This is a genomic window from Prosthecobacter sp., assembly GCF_044236155.1.
In the GTDB taxonomy this organism is placed as follows: domain Bacteria; phylum Verrucomicrobiota; class Verrucomicrobiia; order Verrucomicrobiales; family Verrucomicrobiaceae; genus Prosthecobacter.
In genome coordinates, this window is sequence record NZ_JBIIHA010000008.1 from 53,898 (window position 1) to 69,764 (window position 15,867).

The window sequence follows — 15,867 nt, forward strand, 5'->3', positions numbered from 1 at the left end:
TCTTTCCCGAGGAGTCCCATTCATGTTCAAGATCTTCAAAAACATCTCCAAATCCCTGGGTGGAACCGCAAAACCCGAGGAAAAAAAGCCCGCCGCAAAGGCCGGCAGCCTGCTGGACAAGGTGAACAAAGGCGCTCCCGCCGCCGCGAAGGCGGAGGCGCCCCAGACACCCGAGGAGCTCTGCGACATCACCCCCAAAATGTCCAAGGACGAGATCCGGGCCCAGTTGAAGCTTCTCTTCCGCCGCTACAACCGCAGCGCCTCCAGCCTTGACGCCAAGCTGCGCGGCGAGGCCGACAAGATGCTCGACGCCATCGTCCAGGTCCGCGAGAAGCACTTCGGAGAGATCTGACCCGTCCCCGACGAACACAGCGGTCATGAAACTCGACCGTCTCATCGCGGCGTATCAGTCCATGGGGAGGCAGGCGGCGCATCTGGCCATCGCGGGCAGGCGTGTGAGTGTCGATGGATTGATCGTCACTGACAGCCATCATCCGGTGGACCGGTTCATGCGGATCGAGCTCGATGACGCGCCCATCCAGCTGCCGGAGCGCGCGCTGTATCTCATGCTGCACAAGCCGGCGGGCATCCTCAGCGCCACGAAGGATGAGCAGCACCCCACAGTGATCGACTTGATCAACGATCCTGACAGGCACACGCTCCACATCGCCGGGCGGCTGGACCGCTCGACCTCGGGTCTCGTTCTGCTCACCAATGACGGCCGCTGGTCGAAGCGGCTCATGGCGGCGGAGCACAAGGTGCCGAAAGTTTATCTCGTCGAAACGTCCGAACCCATCGCCCCGGAGGCAGTGGAGGCCTTTGCGCGTGGATTTTACTTCCACACTGAGGACATCACGACCCTGCCCGCCGAGCTGGTCATCCTGGGTGAACGAAGCGCCCGGCTGACGCTGCATGAGGGCCGCTATCATCAGGTGAAGCGCATGTTTCACCGCGTGAACAACCGGGTCACGCGCCTCCACCGCGAAAGCATCGGTGCCTTTGACCTGCCCCCGGACCTGAAGCCTGGGGAATGGCGCGACCTTGGCGCACTGGCGGCCTGGGCAGGGCTGAACTCTGGCGATTCTTTGAATTTCAGAAATTCCGGCTTTCGCGGATGAATTTCACCCGTTACTCTGCCCGTCTTGTGACTTACCCCCGCATGTATTTCAGCATTTGGTTAGGCATCATGCTGGCCGCAGACTCCGGCTGCACCTCTCAAAAGGCCGTGAAGCCTGACAAACTCGCCACCGAGGAGGCGCGCAAAGCCCTGCCCGTGGATGACAAGGAGAACCCGCTGGTGAAGCGGCTGAACAATCCCTCCTCGATGCCCACCGTGCCGCCCGCCGGCGCCCGCACCTCATATTCCTCCGTGAAAATCTCGCAGAAGGTGCTGGCGATGACCTTTGACGACGGCCCGCACCCCAGCCTCACGCCGAAGCTGCTCGACATCCTGAAGGAGCGGAACATCAAGTGCACCTTCTTCCTCATCGGCCAGCAGGTGAAGATGTATCCCGACATCGTGCGCCGTATCATCGCGGAAGGCCATGAGATCGGCAACCACACCTGGACACATTGCAGCCTGACCAGCCGCTCCGACGCGCAGATCCGCGTCGAGCTCAAGAAATCGGAAGACGCGGTCTATGAGGTGGCGGGGGTGCGCCCGCATCTCGTCCGCCCACCGTATGGCGCGATCAATTCGCGCATCAAAGACCTGATGTTCACCGAGTTCGGCTACTCCACCATCATGTGGTCGGTCGATCCGCAGGACTGGCGCCGCCCCGGCGTTTCCGTGGTCACCAGCCGTCTCGTCAGTGGAGCGCATTCCGGAGCGATCATGCTCGCCCACGACATTCATCCGCCGACCATCACCGCCATGCCGCCGATGTTCGACCAGCTCCTTGCCCAGGGGTATCAGTTTGTCACCGTCAGCCAGCTCCTGAACATGGAGAAGGCGTCCATGCCCGTCGGCGTCATCATTCGTCCGGCCGCTCCTGTGAGTGACAAGGATCCCAAGCCGCTGCCGCAGACCGCGAAGCCGAGCGCTTGAGTTTTTGAAGAGCCGGGATTTGTCGGCTTTACATTTTCCAGCAACGAGCCGTCGCCGCTCCATAAAAGAGAAAGCGCCCCGGGCGGAGCCGGGACGCTTTCGAAACCCGCCTGTGCCGTCCGACGCCAAAGGCTCACGAATCCCATGAGACCAGGTGGGGACCCGCGTTGAAGGAGCGCTGTCTTCCAGTGAAGGCATGACATGTCACTCCAGCGCGCAGCCCCCGCATTTGTAGAAACGGGCCGGGCCGCAAGGCACGATAACGAGCACCGCAGGAAAGGGTATGGCCGCATGACGCGGCGTGGAAATCTCAAAGAGCGAAAGGTTGGGCGACTCTATGTCCTCGCGCGCCCGGGATCAAGACCGTTGAGCTTCAGCGGACAAGTGGCCGGCTATTTCATCACGGCCGGCTGGCCGGTGCATTCAAGCACGCTGTGCCACAGCTCCTGGGTGGGATCGACCTTGCGCCGGCCCTGGATGACGAGTTCGAGCGGCAGATGCACGAAGGAATTGTGCCAGCGGCCGACGAGCATGCCGGTCTTGCCCGCCATCGCCGCATGCACGGCGGCCTGGGCCAGACGCGAGCAATAGACGTTGTCCTGCGCGTTCGCGGGCACGCTGCGGACGATGTAGCTGGGGTCGATGTACTTGAGGTTCACCTCGGTTTTGCGCGATTTGAAGAAGGCATTGATGCGCTCCTTCAGGAACTGGCCGATGTCGCCGTAGCGCTTGTTCCCGCTGGCGTCGGTCGTATTGTCCGTCTCCATCAGGTGCTGTCCCGCGCCCTCGGCCACGACAATCACGGCGCTGCCGCGCTTCATCAGCTTGTGTCTCAGGGTTTCCAACAGGCCTCCGTCACCATCGAGCTCGAAGGAAACCTCGGGAATGAGCACAAAGTCCACATTGCTGCCCGCCAGGGCGGCGTAACAGGCGATGAAGCCCGAATCACGGCCCATGAGCTTCACAAGGCCCACGCCGTTCACCGCTCCGGTGGCCTCCACATAGGCGCACTTCACCGCCTGCACCGCCGCGTCGAAAGCGGTCTCGAAGCCGAAGCTCTTTTCCAGGTAGCGGATGTCGTTGTCGATGGTCTTCGGGATGCCTACGACGGCCTTTTTCAGTCCGCGCCGCTCCACCTCCTTCACGATCTCCGCGGCGCCGCGCAGTGTTCCATCACCGCCGATGACAAAGAGGATGTCCACGTTCATCTCCTCCAGCGTGTCCACCATCTCGCCGATGTCCTGCTTCCCGCGCGAACTGCCCAGCATCGTGCCGCCGAAATGATGCGCCTGCTCCACCGATGACGGCTTCAGCAGCAGCGGCGTGTGCCCGAAGCGCTGCACCAGCCCCTCGTAGCCGTAGCGGAAACCATAGACGCGGGACACGCCGTACTGCAGATGGCAGCGCATCACGATGCCGCGGATGATGTCGTTCAGGCCGGGGCACAGGCCTCCGCAGGTCACGATGCCCACGGTGGTCTTCGCCGGTTCAAAATAGATCATTTCACGCGGGCCGGCTTCCTCGTAGCTCGGCGTCGAGACATCCCGCCCGCCCTCCAGCAGATGACTGTGGTAGAGGATACGGTCCACGGCGTCTTCTTTGAAAGGCGCCTCCATCCCGCCGATGCGGTGCAGCGGCGAGGGAAAACGGCAGGGGCCGAGCGTCTGGATGCTCGTATCTGGCGGGGCTGGGGTCATGTGGGGATTTCCTCATAGCAGGACGGATGCCATCGCAGTCACACATGCCGGTTGCAAAAATGACCATCTCGTCCTGCTTGCCCTGATGACCAGCGCCTTCCCTGCCCTGCTTCGTGAAAAACTCCACCGCTCCGGCGTCATTGCCGTTTTGATGATCGACCGTATCGAGGACGCCGTGCCGCTGGCGCGAGCACTGCTGGCCGGGGGCGTGAATGGTATCGAACTCACCCTGCGCACGGCGGCCGCGCTCGACTGCGTGCGGCGCATCCGTGCGGAGGTGCCGGAAATGACCGTGGGCGTGGGCACCATCCTCACGCCAGGCCAGGCAAACGACGCGAAGGAGGCCGGGGCGAGCTTTGGTGTGGCTCCGGGCATGAATCCGCGTGTCGTGGCCGAGGCTCGGAGCATCGGCCTGCCCTTCGCGCCGGGCGTTTGCACGCCGACGGACATCGAGATGGCTCTCGAAGCCGATTGCCGCCTGCTCAAATTCTTCCCCTGCGAGCCCTGCGGCGGTCTGCCGTATCTGCGGACGATTGCCGCGCCCTTCATGCACCTCGGCGTGCAGTTCATCCCGCTCGGCGGTGTGAATGCCGCGAATGCCGCCACGTATTTGAAGGAGCCTTCCGTGCTCGCTCTCGGCGGTTCCTGGCTCGCACCGAAGGAACTCATCGCCAAAGGCGACTGGGCGGCGATCACCGCACTTGCGCGTGAGGCCACCAGCATCATTCAACAAGCCCGCCCATGAGCCGCGTTGTCACCGTTGGCGAAATCATGATGCGCGTCGCCACACCAGGGCATGCGCGCTTCCAGCAGGCCATGCCGGGCAGCGTCCATGCCACCTTTGCGGGCGCGGAGGCCTCGATTGCCGCCTCGTTGGCCTACCTGGGGGTCGATGCGGCGTTTGTGACCGCCTTGCCCGATCACGTCATCGCCGATGCCTGCGTGGCTGATCTGCGCAGCCTCGGCGTGGAGACCCAACACCTCTTGCGCACGTCGGAAGGCCGGCTGGGCATCTACTTTCTCGAACACGGTGCCAATCAACGCGGCGGCAACGTCATCTACGACCGCGACGGTTCAGCCATGGCCATCACACCGGCCTCGGCCTATGATTGGGAGGCCATTTTCGATGGCTGCGAGTGGTTCGTGATCTCTGGCATCACGCCCGCGATCTCGCGGAATGCCAGCGAGGTCGCCTTGTGTGCCGTGCAGGAGGCTCAAAAGCGCGGCATCAAAGTCGTGTGCGATATGAACTACCGCACCAAGCTCTGGCGCTGGGAGCCACCGCTTAGCGCTCGCGAGCTGGCCACCCGCACGATGCGCGAACTGCTGCGGCATGTGTCCCTCTTCGTCGGCGGCATCAACGATGCCACTGCCATGCTCGGCATCGAGTTCAACGGCGATTTGAAGGCGTTGGCGAAGCAAATCGTCGCTGAGTTCCCCCATCTTACGCATGCCGCCTTCACGCTGCGCGATGGCAGCACCTCCGCCGCTCAATGTTTCAGCGGCGCTCTTTACGAGGCCGCCACCGACACGCTGCACAGCGCCCCGGCCTACACCATCACGCAGGTCATCGACCGCCTCGGCGCAGGCGATGCCTTCACCGCCGGCCTCGTCTTTTCATTTCTCCAGCACTCCAATGCTCCAACGGCGATCTCCTTCGCCACCGCCGCCGGCTGCCTGGCCCACTCCATCGAGGGTGACTACAACTACAGCACACGTGCCGAGATTGAAGCCGTGATGCACGGCGATGGCGGCGGGCGTGTGAGCCGCTAAAGGCACGCCATATGAAGCATTTCCTCCTTTCACTCGCTCTGATCACACTGGGGGCCACGTTGGCGATCACTGGCCATCGCCAATGGAGCGCTGCTCCGGAGCGCGGCTATCAGAGAGTGAAGGCCAGGGTGCTGGGCCACGAGGTGCGGCTGAATCAACAGCGTTGGGATGACGATGTGCCTCTGGCCGTGGAATTGGTGACTCGCGTGAACGTTGAGCCCAGTGATGACGCTTCTCGCAGCGAGGCAATCGTGCAGTCTTTTTTCTCCAACAGCGATCAGGCGTGGAAGTCCGCCCTCTCACGACCCGAGGGCACCGTGGTGTCTTGTCTCGTGGCCCCCGACCTGAAGCAGGGTGTTTTCGATGGCTTCACACCCTCCGCAGACATGCTGACGGTCATCATCGGCAGTGTTCTCCTGCTCATCGGCATCACCCGGCTGCTGCCGATGCGTCCACCATCGTGGGCGCAATCCGCCGTCGTCATGGGCGTTCTGCTCCTGTTTTTCAGCGCGGGTGTATTCATGGCCTCTCAATTCTGGCCCGCCGTCGTCCAGCATGTCCAAGCGGCGGACTGGGATCTTGTGCCGTGTGAGGTGGCAGCCCATCGCAGTTTCCGGTCGAGAAAGTCCACCACCCGCGAGTTTCTGGTTCGCTACACTGCCGGAGGCAGACAACGCGAAGCCGTCTTGAACGGTGCCTTCTTCGGAATGGGCACGGAGAATGACGCCGCGCGTCAGTGCCGCGTGAATCCGGAAAAACCGTGGCAGATCACCTTGCGCTGGGGCTGGCGTCCGGGGCTCGGTGTGGCGTTGTTTCCGGTGCCGTTCATCGCTGTCGGTCTTTTGGGATTGTTGATGCCGTTTTCCCAGCAAATGCGGCATCAAGCTCAATCGGGACAGACCATCAAAACCCTGCCACGAAGTCGTTGGGGTGATTCGGCCGGGCTCGGACTGGTTCTTGTCTTCGTGGGCTCTATCGTCGGCGTGTTTGTGTCTTTCTGCGCCGAGATGTGGTTGGAAGCTCACGAGGCGCGCTGGTTCCTCACGCTTTTTCTCATCCCGTTTGTCGTCTGGACGTTGAAGATCGCCGTGACTTTCGTCGGCAGCATCCGCAAAGCCATGCGCTCGTGATTTGCACGGTGGTCAATCCATCGTATCGAGCTGCATGGCAGCCACCACCCCAAACACACCCGACCGCTGGTCCCTCGCATCCTGGTTCTCCGGCTTCGGAAAGCCTGATTACACTGATTTCAAAGCCACGCTGGCCCGTGACATCGAAACAATGAAGGCCCGGACGGGAGCCCTGGGCGCCGACACGGCACAGATCGCGAAGACGATCCACGACATCGAGGCTTTGAGCGATCGGCTCGGTCATCTGTCGGCTTATCTCGGCTGCTTGTCGGCGGACGATGCCAACAACGAGGCTGTCAAAGCGGATGAAGCCTGGCTTTCGACGCTCGAAGCCGAAAGCACCAAGCTGATGGCCTCCCTCCGCTCCACACTGGCCGCGTTGAGTGATGACGCGTTCGCTTCGATGCTCGCCGAGCCCTTGCTCAAGAACGCGACGCATGCTGTGAAGCGCCTGCGTTACGAAGGCCAGCATCAGATGAGCGCTGAGATGGAATCGCTGGCCGCGGATCTGAATGTGAACGGCCTCCATGCCTGGGGCCGCCTGTACGACACGCTCACGGGCAAGATGGAGTTCCAAATGACTTTCCCGGATGGTCACAAGGAAACGGTGCCCATGTCACGCCGCCGCGCCCTCATGTCCGAGCCAGACCGTCAGGTGCGTGAGGCCGCGTTTCACGACGGACAGAAGCCGTGGAACGATCACGCCACAACCCTCGCGGCAGCTTTGAACGGCATCGCGGGCACCCGCCACAGCCTATACGGCCGCCGCAACATCCCGCACTTCCTCGACACGCCACTGTTTGATGGCGGAATGAGCCGCCAGTCGCTCGATGCGATGCTGGAGGCCATCCATGCCAACATCGAACTGCCACGGCGTGCGCTGCGCAAAGCCGCGAAACTGCAGGGCACGTCGGCGTTGCACTACTTCGACCTCGAAGCCCCGCAAATCGCCGCGCCGGAGGAAAAACCTCTCGATTGGGACGAAGCCTGCAAAACGGTCGATCAAGCCTTCAGTGCTGCCTATCCGAAGCTCGGTGCCTACTTCCGCGAAATGCTCTCTAACCGCTGGATCGAGGCCCAACCACGTGCCGGCAAGCGTCCCGGTGCCTTCTGCACCGGATCGCAGTTCAAGCATGAAGAGCGCGTGTACATGACCTTCCACGAAACCGTGCACGACATGGTCACCCTCGCGCATGAAGTCGGCCACGCCTGGCATTCCTGCGTGCTGCGGCCCGCCCGCTCCTTCGCGGCGAACTATCCCATGACCCTCGCCGAGACCGCCTCGAACTTTGGCGAAATGATCCTCCTCTCCGGCCTCATGAACGACCCCGGCATCACCGAGGCCACGAAAGCCTACCTTCTCGACCAGGAAATGCTCCGCGCCCATGCCTACCTGATCAACATCCCCATGCGCTACGAGTTCGAGAAGGCCTTTTACACCGAGCGAGCCGCTGGCGAAGTGAGCGTGAGCCGCCTCAGCGAGCTCATGAGCCAGGCGCAGCGCCAAATGTATGGCGACACCCTGCTGCCCGATGGCACCGATCCGATGTTCTGGGCCTACAAGATGCACTTCTTCATCAGCGGCATCAGCTTTTACAACTTCCCCTACGTCTTCGGTTACCTGCTCAGCCAGGCCCTTTTCGCCCGCTTCAAAGCCGAAGGCCCATCCTTCCTCCCCCGCTACGAGGCCTTCCTTTCCATGACCGGCAGCGCCACCTGCGAAGAAGTCGTGAAGCAAACCCTCGGCGAAGACCTGACCCGCCCCGAGTTCTGGGCCACGGCAGTGAAGGCGATGGAACCGTCGCTGATCGCCTACGAGGCGATCAAGTGAGGGGCGAACCCATGCCTCCTTCTCGTTTGCAGGGCCGCCATCAAAGCCCTCACACGCACACTTGCCAGTTTGATGCAAACTTCACGGTGACGCCTGACATCTTGGCGGCAATGGATTCGATTCAGACCTTCAAGCTGCGCAGGAACCGCGTGAAAAATGACACGCCGTCCTCCAGATCGCTCACGGCGATGAATTCATCCTTCGTATGTGCTTGGGCGATGCTTCCAGGGCCGATGGCGATGGCTGGCGTGCCTGCGACAGCAAGGAACGCGGCATCGCAGAACCACGGGGCACCGGTCAGCTCTCCGCCGGTGGCGATGAGCTTCTGCACGAAGGGATTCTGCGGGTCGGTGTCGAGATGGAAGGCCTCGCTGGCAACGGTCACACTCGCGGTTTCATCGATGCGTTTCACGAAATCGTTCAGCAACTTCAGGGCACCTCCCGCCCGCTGCAATCCGGGCGTGGTGCGGATGTCCACGCGAAGTTTGCATGCGTCGGCGACGATGTTGCTGCGCGTGCCGCCTTGGATCATGCCGAGATTGATCGTGCTCACGCCGAGCCATTCGTCCGCTCCGCCTGCCTCGGCGAGAAGGTCGCGAAACTCCGTGTCGAGCGCGTCGATGAGCTTTCCCATCTTCACAATCGCATTCACGCCGAGCTCTGGCGTCGCTCCGTGAACCGCAACACCAGCCGTATGCACATCGGCCCACATGCAGCCTTTGTGACGGAACACAGTCTTCAAACTCGTCGGCTCGCCGATTATGGCGAGGTCGTAGCAGCCATGGTGCTTGGCAAAATGCTGTGAACCGAGCTGGGCGCTCTCCTCGGACATGAAACCGACAAAATGCACCTCGACCGGCAAGTTCGGGATTTCATGGCGCATCTCATGCAGAGCCCAGAGGAAGGACGCCATCGGTCCTTTCGTGTCGGAGGCACCTCGGCCCCAGATTTTGCCATCACGCAGTTCGCCACCGAAAGGATCAATCGTCATCCCGCCGACGCTCACGGTGTCGGTGTGTGGTCCAAACAGGATTCGCGGCTTCGGCTTGCCATCAACGCTCGGATTCGTGGGAAAACGGCCGATTACGTTCGGGCGGCCGGGCTCAACCTCGTCGAGTAAGGCCTCGGCACCGGAGGCTTCGAGAAACTCGGCGATGAAGCGCGCGCACTTCTCCTCGCCGATGCCATCGGTGCCGGGATCGCCGTCCGGATTGACCGACGGGATGCGCACGAGGGCCTGGGTGAGTTCGATGACGTTTTTCGGCAGCGCGGGCATGGATCAGAAAGGCACAAGCGGCGGCGGGACGCAAGCACGCGCCGGATTTGCGCTGCGGTGCGCGGATTTTGGCAAACGCAGCCGTCCGGCGCACAAGTGACGGCATTGTTGTAACCCGCATGCAACTTACCACGTTTCCCGGCCATGAATTTCATCCGCCAGCCTCTTGCGCTCCTGATCCTCGGACTCGGGGGAGCCGTGTCGCACGCTGCTGATCCGGTGCCGCCCGCGCATGCCGTGGACCCCGTGCATCCCGCCATCGCCGCCACGAAGGCCATGGATGGCAAAGCCATCTTCCAAGCCGTCTGCGCGCATTGCCATGGGGCCAATGGCGAGGGGAAGATCGAGTTGAAAACGCCGTCCATCGCGGGAATGCCGTCTTGGTATGTGACCACTCAGTTTGCGAACTTTCGCGAGGGTCGGCGTGGGCAGAACGCGGCGGATCCCCAGCCCTTCATGATGGCCGGCATCGCGAAAGCCCTCCAGCCTGAGCAAGTGAAGGCCGTGATCACCCATGTGGAAAAGATGCCCGTGGTCGTTCCCACCGGAAAAGATCGCGAGATGGCCGGCACGGACCCCAAGGAAGGCATGCAGCTCTTTCAGGAGCGCTGCATGGAGTGCCATCGCTACAACGCCAGCGGTGAGATGGCCTTTGGCAGCCCACCGCTCACCGGCCGTCAGGCATGGTATCTGGAGGAGCAGCTCAAACGCTTCAAGTCGGGCAAACGAGGTGCGATCAAGAACGACGTGAATGGCGCGAAGATGGTGCAGATGACGAGTCTTTTCATCGAAGACGAGCAGATGCTGCGCAACGTGGTGGCCTACATCATGACGCTCAATCCGGAGCCGGCGAATGAACCTTCAAAGCAGGCCGTCGAAGGAAGCCCGTTCAAGGATGATGTGAGGACGGTGGAGCGGTGAGTCATCCAAGCCTTCACACCTTCAGCGCCGCGACCACCTCGCCCTTGCTCAGCGCCATGGGGCGGCCGATGGGTGTCATGATTTCTTTCGTGTGATCTATGCCGAGCAGGTCCTGGATGGTGGCGTGCAGATCTTCGACGAAGACAGGGTTCTCCGGCTCTTTTTTCTCGCCCTGAGGGTCAGTGGCACCGATGACGCGGCCTCCGGCGAAACCGCCGCCCGCCACGAGCATGCTGAACGCATGCGGCCAGTGGTCGCGTCCGCCGACGTTGTTGATCTTCGGCGTGCGGCCGAATTCACCGCCGCAGACGACGATGGTGCTTTCCAGCAGGCCGAGCTTCTTCAAATCGCGGATCAATGAGGCGTAGGCGGCGTCGAGGATCTTCACCTGCGCGGCCTGGCCTTCGAGGTTGTTCGCGTGCGTGTCCCAGCCCGTGAGCGTGACCTCGACGCAGCGCACGCCAGCTTGGATCAACCTCACCGCCGCGAGGCAGCCGCGACCAAAGGGCGTCTCGCCATACGCGGCCAGTTCCTGCGCGGGAACATCGCTGACATTGAAGGCCTTCAACTGATCGGAGGTCATCATGCTGCGCGCCCGCTGCATGGAAACCTGATGCAACGTCTTGTCCTGGTCGAGATTGGGTGAGCGACCTTGCGCGAAGGCTTGCTCGACCACGGACAGGCCCTCCATGCGGCGGTCCATGCGTTTGTCATCGACGCGGGCCTTCACATCCGGTACGGGAAACTTCGGGTCATACATCTGAAACGCATCATACTTCGCGCCGAAGAAGCCGCCGCGTGCGGGCCACTGGTTCGGCAGGATGGAGACATGCGTGGGGATCTCGATCTTCGCCTCCGGCAGCTCATGGCAGACGATGGCACCGATGCTCGGATGAATGAGCGTGGGATCAGGGCGGTAGCCGGTCTTGATGTTGTAAAAGGCACGCTCGTGATCGCCTTCCTTGCTGACCATCGAACGGATCAGTGACACGTCCTGCATCACGCTGGCCGTTTGTTCGAGCCCGGAGGCAAATTCGACACCCTTGATCGCTGTGGGGATCGTTTTGACGCCGCCGCCGATCTTCGTGGTGGGATGTGGATCAAACGTATCAAGCTGGCTCGCAGCCCCACCGAGCCAGAGCAGGATCACGGAGCGCGCTGGCTTGCCTTTGGGTGCTTTTTCCGTCTCCACAGCAAGCAGATCCGCCAGCGGCGTGAGCCACGAGATGCCAGCGATGCCTGCGCCGCGAAGAAGCGAGCGACGCGTGTGGTGGGAGCGGCTTTGGCAGGGAGAGGTGTTCATGAAATGACGAAATCAGAATGGCGAATGACGAACCGGGAAATCAGATGGCGATTGGAGCTTGGGGCATTCATTCGTCATTCTAAATTCTGGTTTCGTCATTCCCGCGCAGCGGGCTAATGGTTCCAGGAAAACTCGGTGGCGTTCATGAGCGTCCAGTAGAGGTCGGACATCGCATTGCTGCGTGAGTTGGTGCTTTTGGCGGTGGCGAGGAGGCCGGTGAAATGATCCGCCTCCGCCGGTGTCGGGCGGCGGGTGAAGATGGAGAGGTAGGCGGCCTCGACAGCGGTGGCGTTGTCGGGCGCGAGCATGCCGATGCGCGTGCCCGCATTGATCAAAGGATTGCCGCGGGTGTTGTCGGTCACCATGTTGCCATTCATGAGCAGCAGACGCTGCGGGATGGTGCCGCCGCCATCGTCAAAGGTGTCCTCGCCGGAATCACCGTAGCGTTTGACGAAGTTCGCCACGTCGATGTCGCGTTTGATGCGGAAGAGGACATGCGCCTCCGAGTCGATGGTGCTCAGCGAGGCGGCCTGGATGACGCTGCCCGCCATCTGCTCCGGTCGCAGGCGTGTCACTGGAAACGCCGCCCAGCATTTCTCCGCTTCCTCGGTCACAGGATGCGCCGGGTCAGCGGAGCGGCTGGACTGCTGAAAGACACGCGTCGCGACAATGACGCGGATGAGCCGCTGCAGATCGAAGTTGTGCGCGATCAAATCATCCGCCAGCGCCTCCATGCCCGGCGGGAACGGCCCTTCGAGCGGAATGTCATCCACCGGTGTGATGAGCGGACGATTGAAGAGCAGCGCCCACAGGCGATTCACCAGCGTGCGAGCGAAAGGCTTGTTCTCCTTCGCGGTCACCCAGCGGGCCAGCCGCTCGCGAGGCGTGCCTTTTTGCGGCAGCAGCTCAGGCTTCCACGGGACCATGGCGGGAACGACTTCCTCGTCGGTCTTGCCGAGATAGCGCGTTTTGTATTTCTCCTTCGGATCATCGCGCAGGCCATTCAGCTCAACCTTCGCCTGGCCGAAGTAAGCGGCCAGCGTGTGGAAATCCGACTGCTTCCAGGTGCTGCCGAGCTTGCCATCGTGGCACTGCACGCAGTCCATCTGCACCCCGAGGAAGGCCCGGCTCACGCGGGCGGCCAGCTTCGCCTCGTCGGGACCTTTGTTGTTCATCTGGTTCGTCACCGTGACAAAGTTCACCTCCGGGTTCGTCGTCCAGATGCCTTGCGCATTGATCAATGAGCGGGCGATTTGATCATACGGACGGTTCTGCTGGATCGAGTCGCTCAGCCAGTCCACCAAGCGGCGGCGGCGATAGATGAGAAAGGGACCGTTCTCGATGCCGACATACACCCGCACGAGCCGCTCCGCGAGGTAGTCACTCGTGCGGCGATCTGGCAGCAGATGCGAAAGCCACCACTGCGTCGCATCGGTGCCCTTCAGCGACTCCAGCATGCGCACCTCCTGCAGCGACGGGATGCTCCCCGTCAGCGCCAGAGACAGACGACGCGCCACAGTGAGATCATCCGCAAGGGGCACCGGCTGAAGCTGCTTTTGCGCCCAATCCTGCTCAAATGAAGCATCAACGCTCCTGGCCGCCTTGTGAATGTCGTCCAGCGTCGTGCGGGATAAACCGGTGTCACTTTTCACAAGCATGACCGGCGGTCGTAGCAGCTCGCTCACGCCCCAGGCCACGCTTGCAGCTAGCGCCGTGACAATGACGGCATTGCGCAGCCAGATCAGCCAGCCAGAAGGTGTGGAGTCGGTAGTCATGGCGACGCGCTTCGTTTGAGCCGTGTCTTCAACACGCGGACGCATCATCGGTTTCCTCTCGAACTTTGCAACAATCCTCCAGCAGCCGACTTTCATAGCGCATCTGATGACCGAGCCCCCTCCGCTCCCACCACCACTGCCCGTGCCTGCTTTCGGGGAGCCTGCTGTCGTGAAAAAAGGTTTTGTCCACAGCTTGGCCTCCATCCTCGACTGGAGCTTCGGTTTCGTGGCCTTGCTCGCACTGCTGGCGGCCTGTTCGGTGGTGCCCGTGCTGAATTTCCTCAGCCTCGGCTACCTGCTGCATGTGAGCGGCACCATCGCACGCACGGGCCGCATCCGGGATGGATTCATCGGCGTGAGGAAAGCCTCCGTCATCGGCAGCATCGCCGCCGGCACGTGGCTCGTCGTGTGGCCTGCTCGACTCGTCTCCGGCATGTGGCGGGATGCCGAGCTTATCGCCCCTGGCAGCAGAGTGGCCAAAGCGTGGCATGCAGGCTTGATCGCCATCATCGTGATCGTGATCGCGCACATCGTGTGGGCCTGTGTGCGGGGTGGCAAGATCCGACACTTCCTGTGGCCGCAGCCGCTGCGTTTCATGCACTGGCTGCGCACGCCGGAGAAGTTTGGTAATCTCCAGCGCATCGTCACGGAATACGTCGTCGCGTTGCGACTGCCGTTTTACTTCTGGCTCGGCCTGCGTGGATTCGTCGGTGCGCTGGCATGGCTGATTGTGCCCGTGGGCATCCTGCTCATCGCCACCAAGTTGCCGCTGGGCTTCTCCATTCTCGTTTCGCTGCTCGGCGGCATTCTACTGCTGCTCGTCGCAATTCATCTGCCGTTCTTGCAAGCACGCTTCGCGCAAACCGATCGCTTCGGTGCCCTCTTCGAGCTGCGTGAGGTACGACTGCTTTTTCAGCGTGCTCCCCTGGCCTTCTGGGTGTCCTTGCTCGTCACGCTGCTCTTCGCCGTGCCGCTCTACTTGCTGAAGATCGAGCTCACGCCGCGTGAACTCGCCTGGCTGCCGAGCCTGCTCTTTGTCCTGTTCATTTTTCCCGCCCGTCTTCTCACCGGCTGGGCCATGAACCGCGCCACACGTCACGAGCGGCCGCGTCACTGGTTCTGGCGCTGGACAGCGCGTCTCGGCATCGTCCCCGTCGGACTCGCTTACGTGATCGTCGTTTACATCACGCCCTACCTCTCCTGGAATGGATCGCTCAGCCTGCTCGAACAGCATGCCTTCCTCGTACCCGCGCCGCTGATGGCGCTTTGACAAAAGCACCCTGGTCAAGAGTTCCCGCTTGTTCGTCATTCCTCATTCGCCATTCGTCATTCCACGAATGCCCTGGCTCACCGACCACACCCTGCTGCCCGCCGACACCTGGATGCTCGTGCTGGCCCTGCTCGGCTCCATGTGCATCGGCATGTCCAAGGCCGGACTCTCCGGCACCTCGACACTGAATGTCGTGCTGATGGCGAAGATCTTCGGAGCAAAGGAATCCGTCGGCGTCATCCTGCCCATGCTCATCGCAGCCGACTTCATGGGCTACTTCTTGAACCGCAAGGGCGGCACCTGGCGGCGCATTTTGCCGATCCTGCCGCCGGCCATCATCGGTGTGATTGTGGGCTGGGTACTGCTCGGCAAATTCGACAACGCCATGGCCCGCATCGTCATCGGCTGGATCATCATCGCGCTGCTCATCTTCAACTGGCTGCTCAGCAAGCGGCGGCAGGACTTCCTCGCGCTCACCGAGCACCAGGGCTTCACCTGGACGATGGGATTCCTCGCCGGCGTGGTCACCATGCTCGCCAATGCTGCCGGTCCGGTGATGACCGTTTACCTCCTCGCCCAGCACCTGGAGAAAAAAGAGCACCTCGGCGTCTTCAGCCGCTACTTCCTCTTTGTGAACCTCTTCAAGGTCCCGTTCAGCGCTGATCTCGGCATCATCAATCCGAAGTCGCTCATGACCAACCTCACGCTCATGCCCGGCGTCATTCTCGGTGTGTTCCTCGGCTGGTGGATCCTGAAAAAGCTGCCGCAGAAGCTCTTCGAAAACGTCCTCTTCTGGCTCACGGCCTTCGCAGCTGTGTGGCTGATTCGCGGGTGATTCACAGTC

At 61.9% G+C, this 15,867-nt stretch carries 14 protein-coding genes; 10 read left to right on the forward strand and 4 right to left on the reverse strand.

Features of this window, described 5'->3' with window-relative positions; translation table 11 throughout:
* The first annotated feature begins 22 nt into the window (after nucleotides 1-22).
* Genes ACILSE_RS09080 through ACILSE_RS09090 form a run of 3 tightly spaced genes read left to right on the forward strand, consistent with a single transcriptional unit; the run spans nucleotide 23 to nucleotide 2,047 of the window.
* Entirely contained in the window at nucleotides 23-352 is a 330-nt protein-coding gene (locus ACILSE_RS09080) for a hypothetical protein (RefSeq protein ID WP_395717061.1), read from the forward strand.
* A gap of 25 nt (nucleotides 353-377) precedes the next feature.
* The gene (locus ACILSE_RS09085; RefSeq protein ID WP_395717062.1) at nucleotides 378-1,118 is read left to right on the forward strand and encodes a pseudouridine synthase; all 741 of its coding nucleotides are present in this window, start codon (nucleotides 378-380) and stop codon (nucleotides 1,116-1,118) included.
* 41 nt (nucleotides 1,119-1,159) lie between these two features.
* Nucleotides 1,160-2,047 carry a polysaccharide deacetylase family protein gene (locus ACILSE_RS09090; RefSeq protein ID WP_395717063.1) on the forward strand — a complete coding sequence of 296 codons (888 nt, stop codon included), beginning with the start codon at nucleotides 1,160-1,162 and terminating at the stop codon, nucleotides 2,045-2,047.
* Between the two features lie 392 nt (nucleotides 2,048-2,439).
* Here ACILSE_RS09090 and ACILSE_RS09095 read toward each other — a convergent pair whose 3' ends face one another.
* Nucleotides 2,440-3,744, reverse strand: coding sequence for an ATP-dependent 6-phosphofructokinase (locus ACILSE_RS09095; protein WP_395717064.1), 1,305 nt, complete (start codon nucleotides 3,742-3,744; stop codon nucleotides 2,440-2,442).
* An 85-nt stretch (nucleotides 3,745-3,829) separates the two neighbouring features.
* On the opposite strand from ACILSE_RS09095, the gene ACILSE_RS09100 reads away from it, so the two are divergent.
* The 4 genes from ACILSE_RS09100 to ACILSE_RS09115 are packed head-to-tail and all read left to right on the forward strand — an operon-like array spanning nucleotide 3,830 to nucleotide 8,478.
* Nucleotides 3,830-4,489, forward strand: a complete 660-nt coding sequence (locus ACILSE_RS09100; protein WP_395717065.1) for a bifunctional 4-hydroxy-2-oxoglutarate aldolase/2-dehydro-3-deoxy-phosphogluconate aldolase — start codon at nucleotides 3,830-3,832, stop codon at nucleotides 4,487-4,489.
* Nucleotides 4,486-5,517 (forward strand): PfkB family carbohydrate kinase, encoded by a 1,032-nt coding sequence (locus ACILSE_RS09105; RefSeq protein WP_395717066.1) that lies wholly within the window; start codon nucleotides 4,486-4,488, stop codon nucleotides 5,515-5,517. Before ACILSE_RS09100 ends, ACILSE_RS09105 begins: the two co-directional genes overlap by 4 nt.
* Before the next feature lie 11 nt (nucleotides 5,518-5,528).
* The gene (locus tag ACILSE_RS09110; RefSeq protein WP_395717067.1) at nucleotides 5,529-6,647 is read left to right on the forward strand and encodes a hypothetical protein; all 1,119 of its coding nucleotides are present in this window, start codon (nucleotides 5,529-5,531) and stop codon (nucleotides 6,645-6,647) included.
* 34 nt (nucleotides 6,648-6,681) lie between these two features.
* Entirely contained in the window at nucleotides 6,682-8,478 is a 1,797-nt protein-coding gene (locus ACILSE_RS09115) for a M3 family oligoendopeptidase (RefSeq protein WP_395717068.1), read from the forward strand.
* Between the two features lie 121 nt (nucleotides 8,479-8,599).
* On the opposite strand, the gene ACILSE_RS09120 is transcribed toward ACILSE_RS09115, so the two are convergent.
* On the reverse strand, nucleotides 8,600-9,754 hold the full coding sequence (locus tag ACILSE_RS09120) for a M20 family metallopeptidase (protein ID WP_395717069.1): 1,155 nt from the start codon (nucleotides 9,752-9,754) through the stop codon (nucleotides 8,600-8,602).
* Nucleotides 9,755-9,898: 144 nt separating this feature from the next.
* Between ACILSE_RS09120 and ACILSE_RS09125 the strand changes: the two genes are divergently transcribed.
* Nucleotides 9,899-10,675 (forward strand): c-type cytochrome, encoded by a 777-nt coding sequence (locus tag ACILSE_RS09125; RefSeq protein ID WP_395717070.1) that lies wholly within the window; start codon nucleotides 9,899-9,901, stop codon nucleotides 10,673-10,675.
* A 13-nt stretch (nucleotides 10,676-10,688) separates the two neighbouring features.
* Here the strand turns inward: ACILSE_RS09125 and ACILSE_RS09130 are convergent, their stop codons facing one another.
* Nucleotides 10,689-11,978, reverse strand: a complete 1,290-nt coding sequence (locus ACILSE_RS09130) for a DUF1501 domain-containing protein (protein ID WP_395717071.1) — start codon at nucleotides 11,976-11,978, stop codon at nucleotides 10,689-10,691.
* Nucleotides 11,979-12,091: 113 nt separating this feature from the next.
* Complete coding sequence (locus ACILSE_RS09135) at nucleotides 12,092-13,753, reverse strand: DUF1549 domain-containing protein (RefSeq protein WP_395717072.1); 1,662 nt, start codon at nucleotides 13,751-13,753, stop codon at nucleotides 12,092-12,094.
* A gap of 106 nt (nucleotides 13,754-13,859) precedes the next feature.
* Between ACILSE_RS09135 and ACILSE_RS09140 the strand changes: the two genes are divergently transcribed.
* Nucleotides 13,860-15,023 carry a hypothetical protein gene (locus ACILSE_RS09140; protein WP_395717073.1) on the forward strand — a complete coding sequence of 388 codons (1,164 nt, stop codon included), beginning with the start codon at nucleotides 13,860-13,862 and terminating at the stop codon, nucleotides 15,021-15,023.
* Nucleotides 15,024-15,090: 67 nt separating this feature from the next.
* On the forward strand, nucleotides 15,091-15,858 hold the full coding sequence (locus ACILSE_RS09145; RefSeq protein WP_395717074.1) for a sulfite exporter TauE/SafE family protein: 768 nt from the start codon (nucleotides 15,091-15,093) through the stop codon (nucleotides 15,856-15,858).
* Nucleotides 15,859-15,867 lie beyond the last annotated feature (9 nt).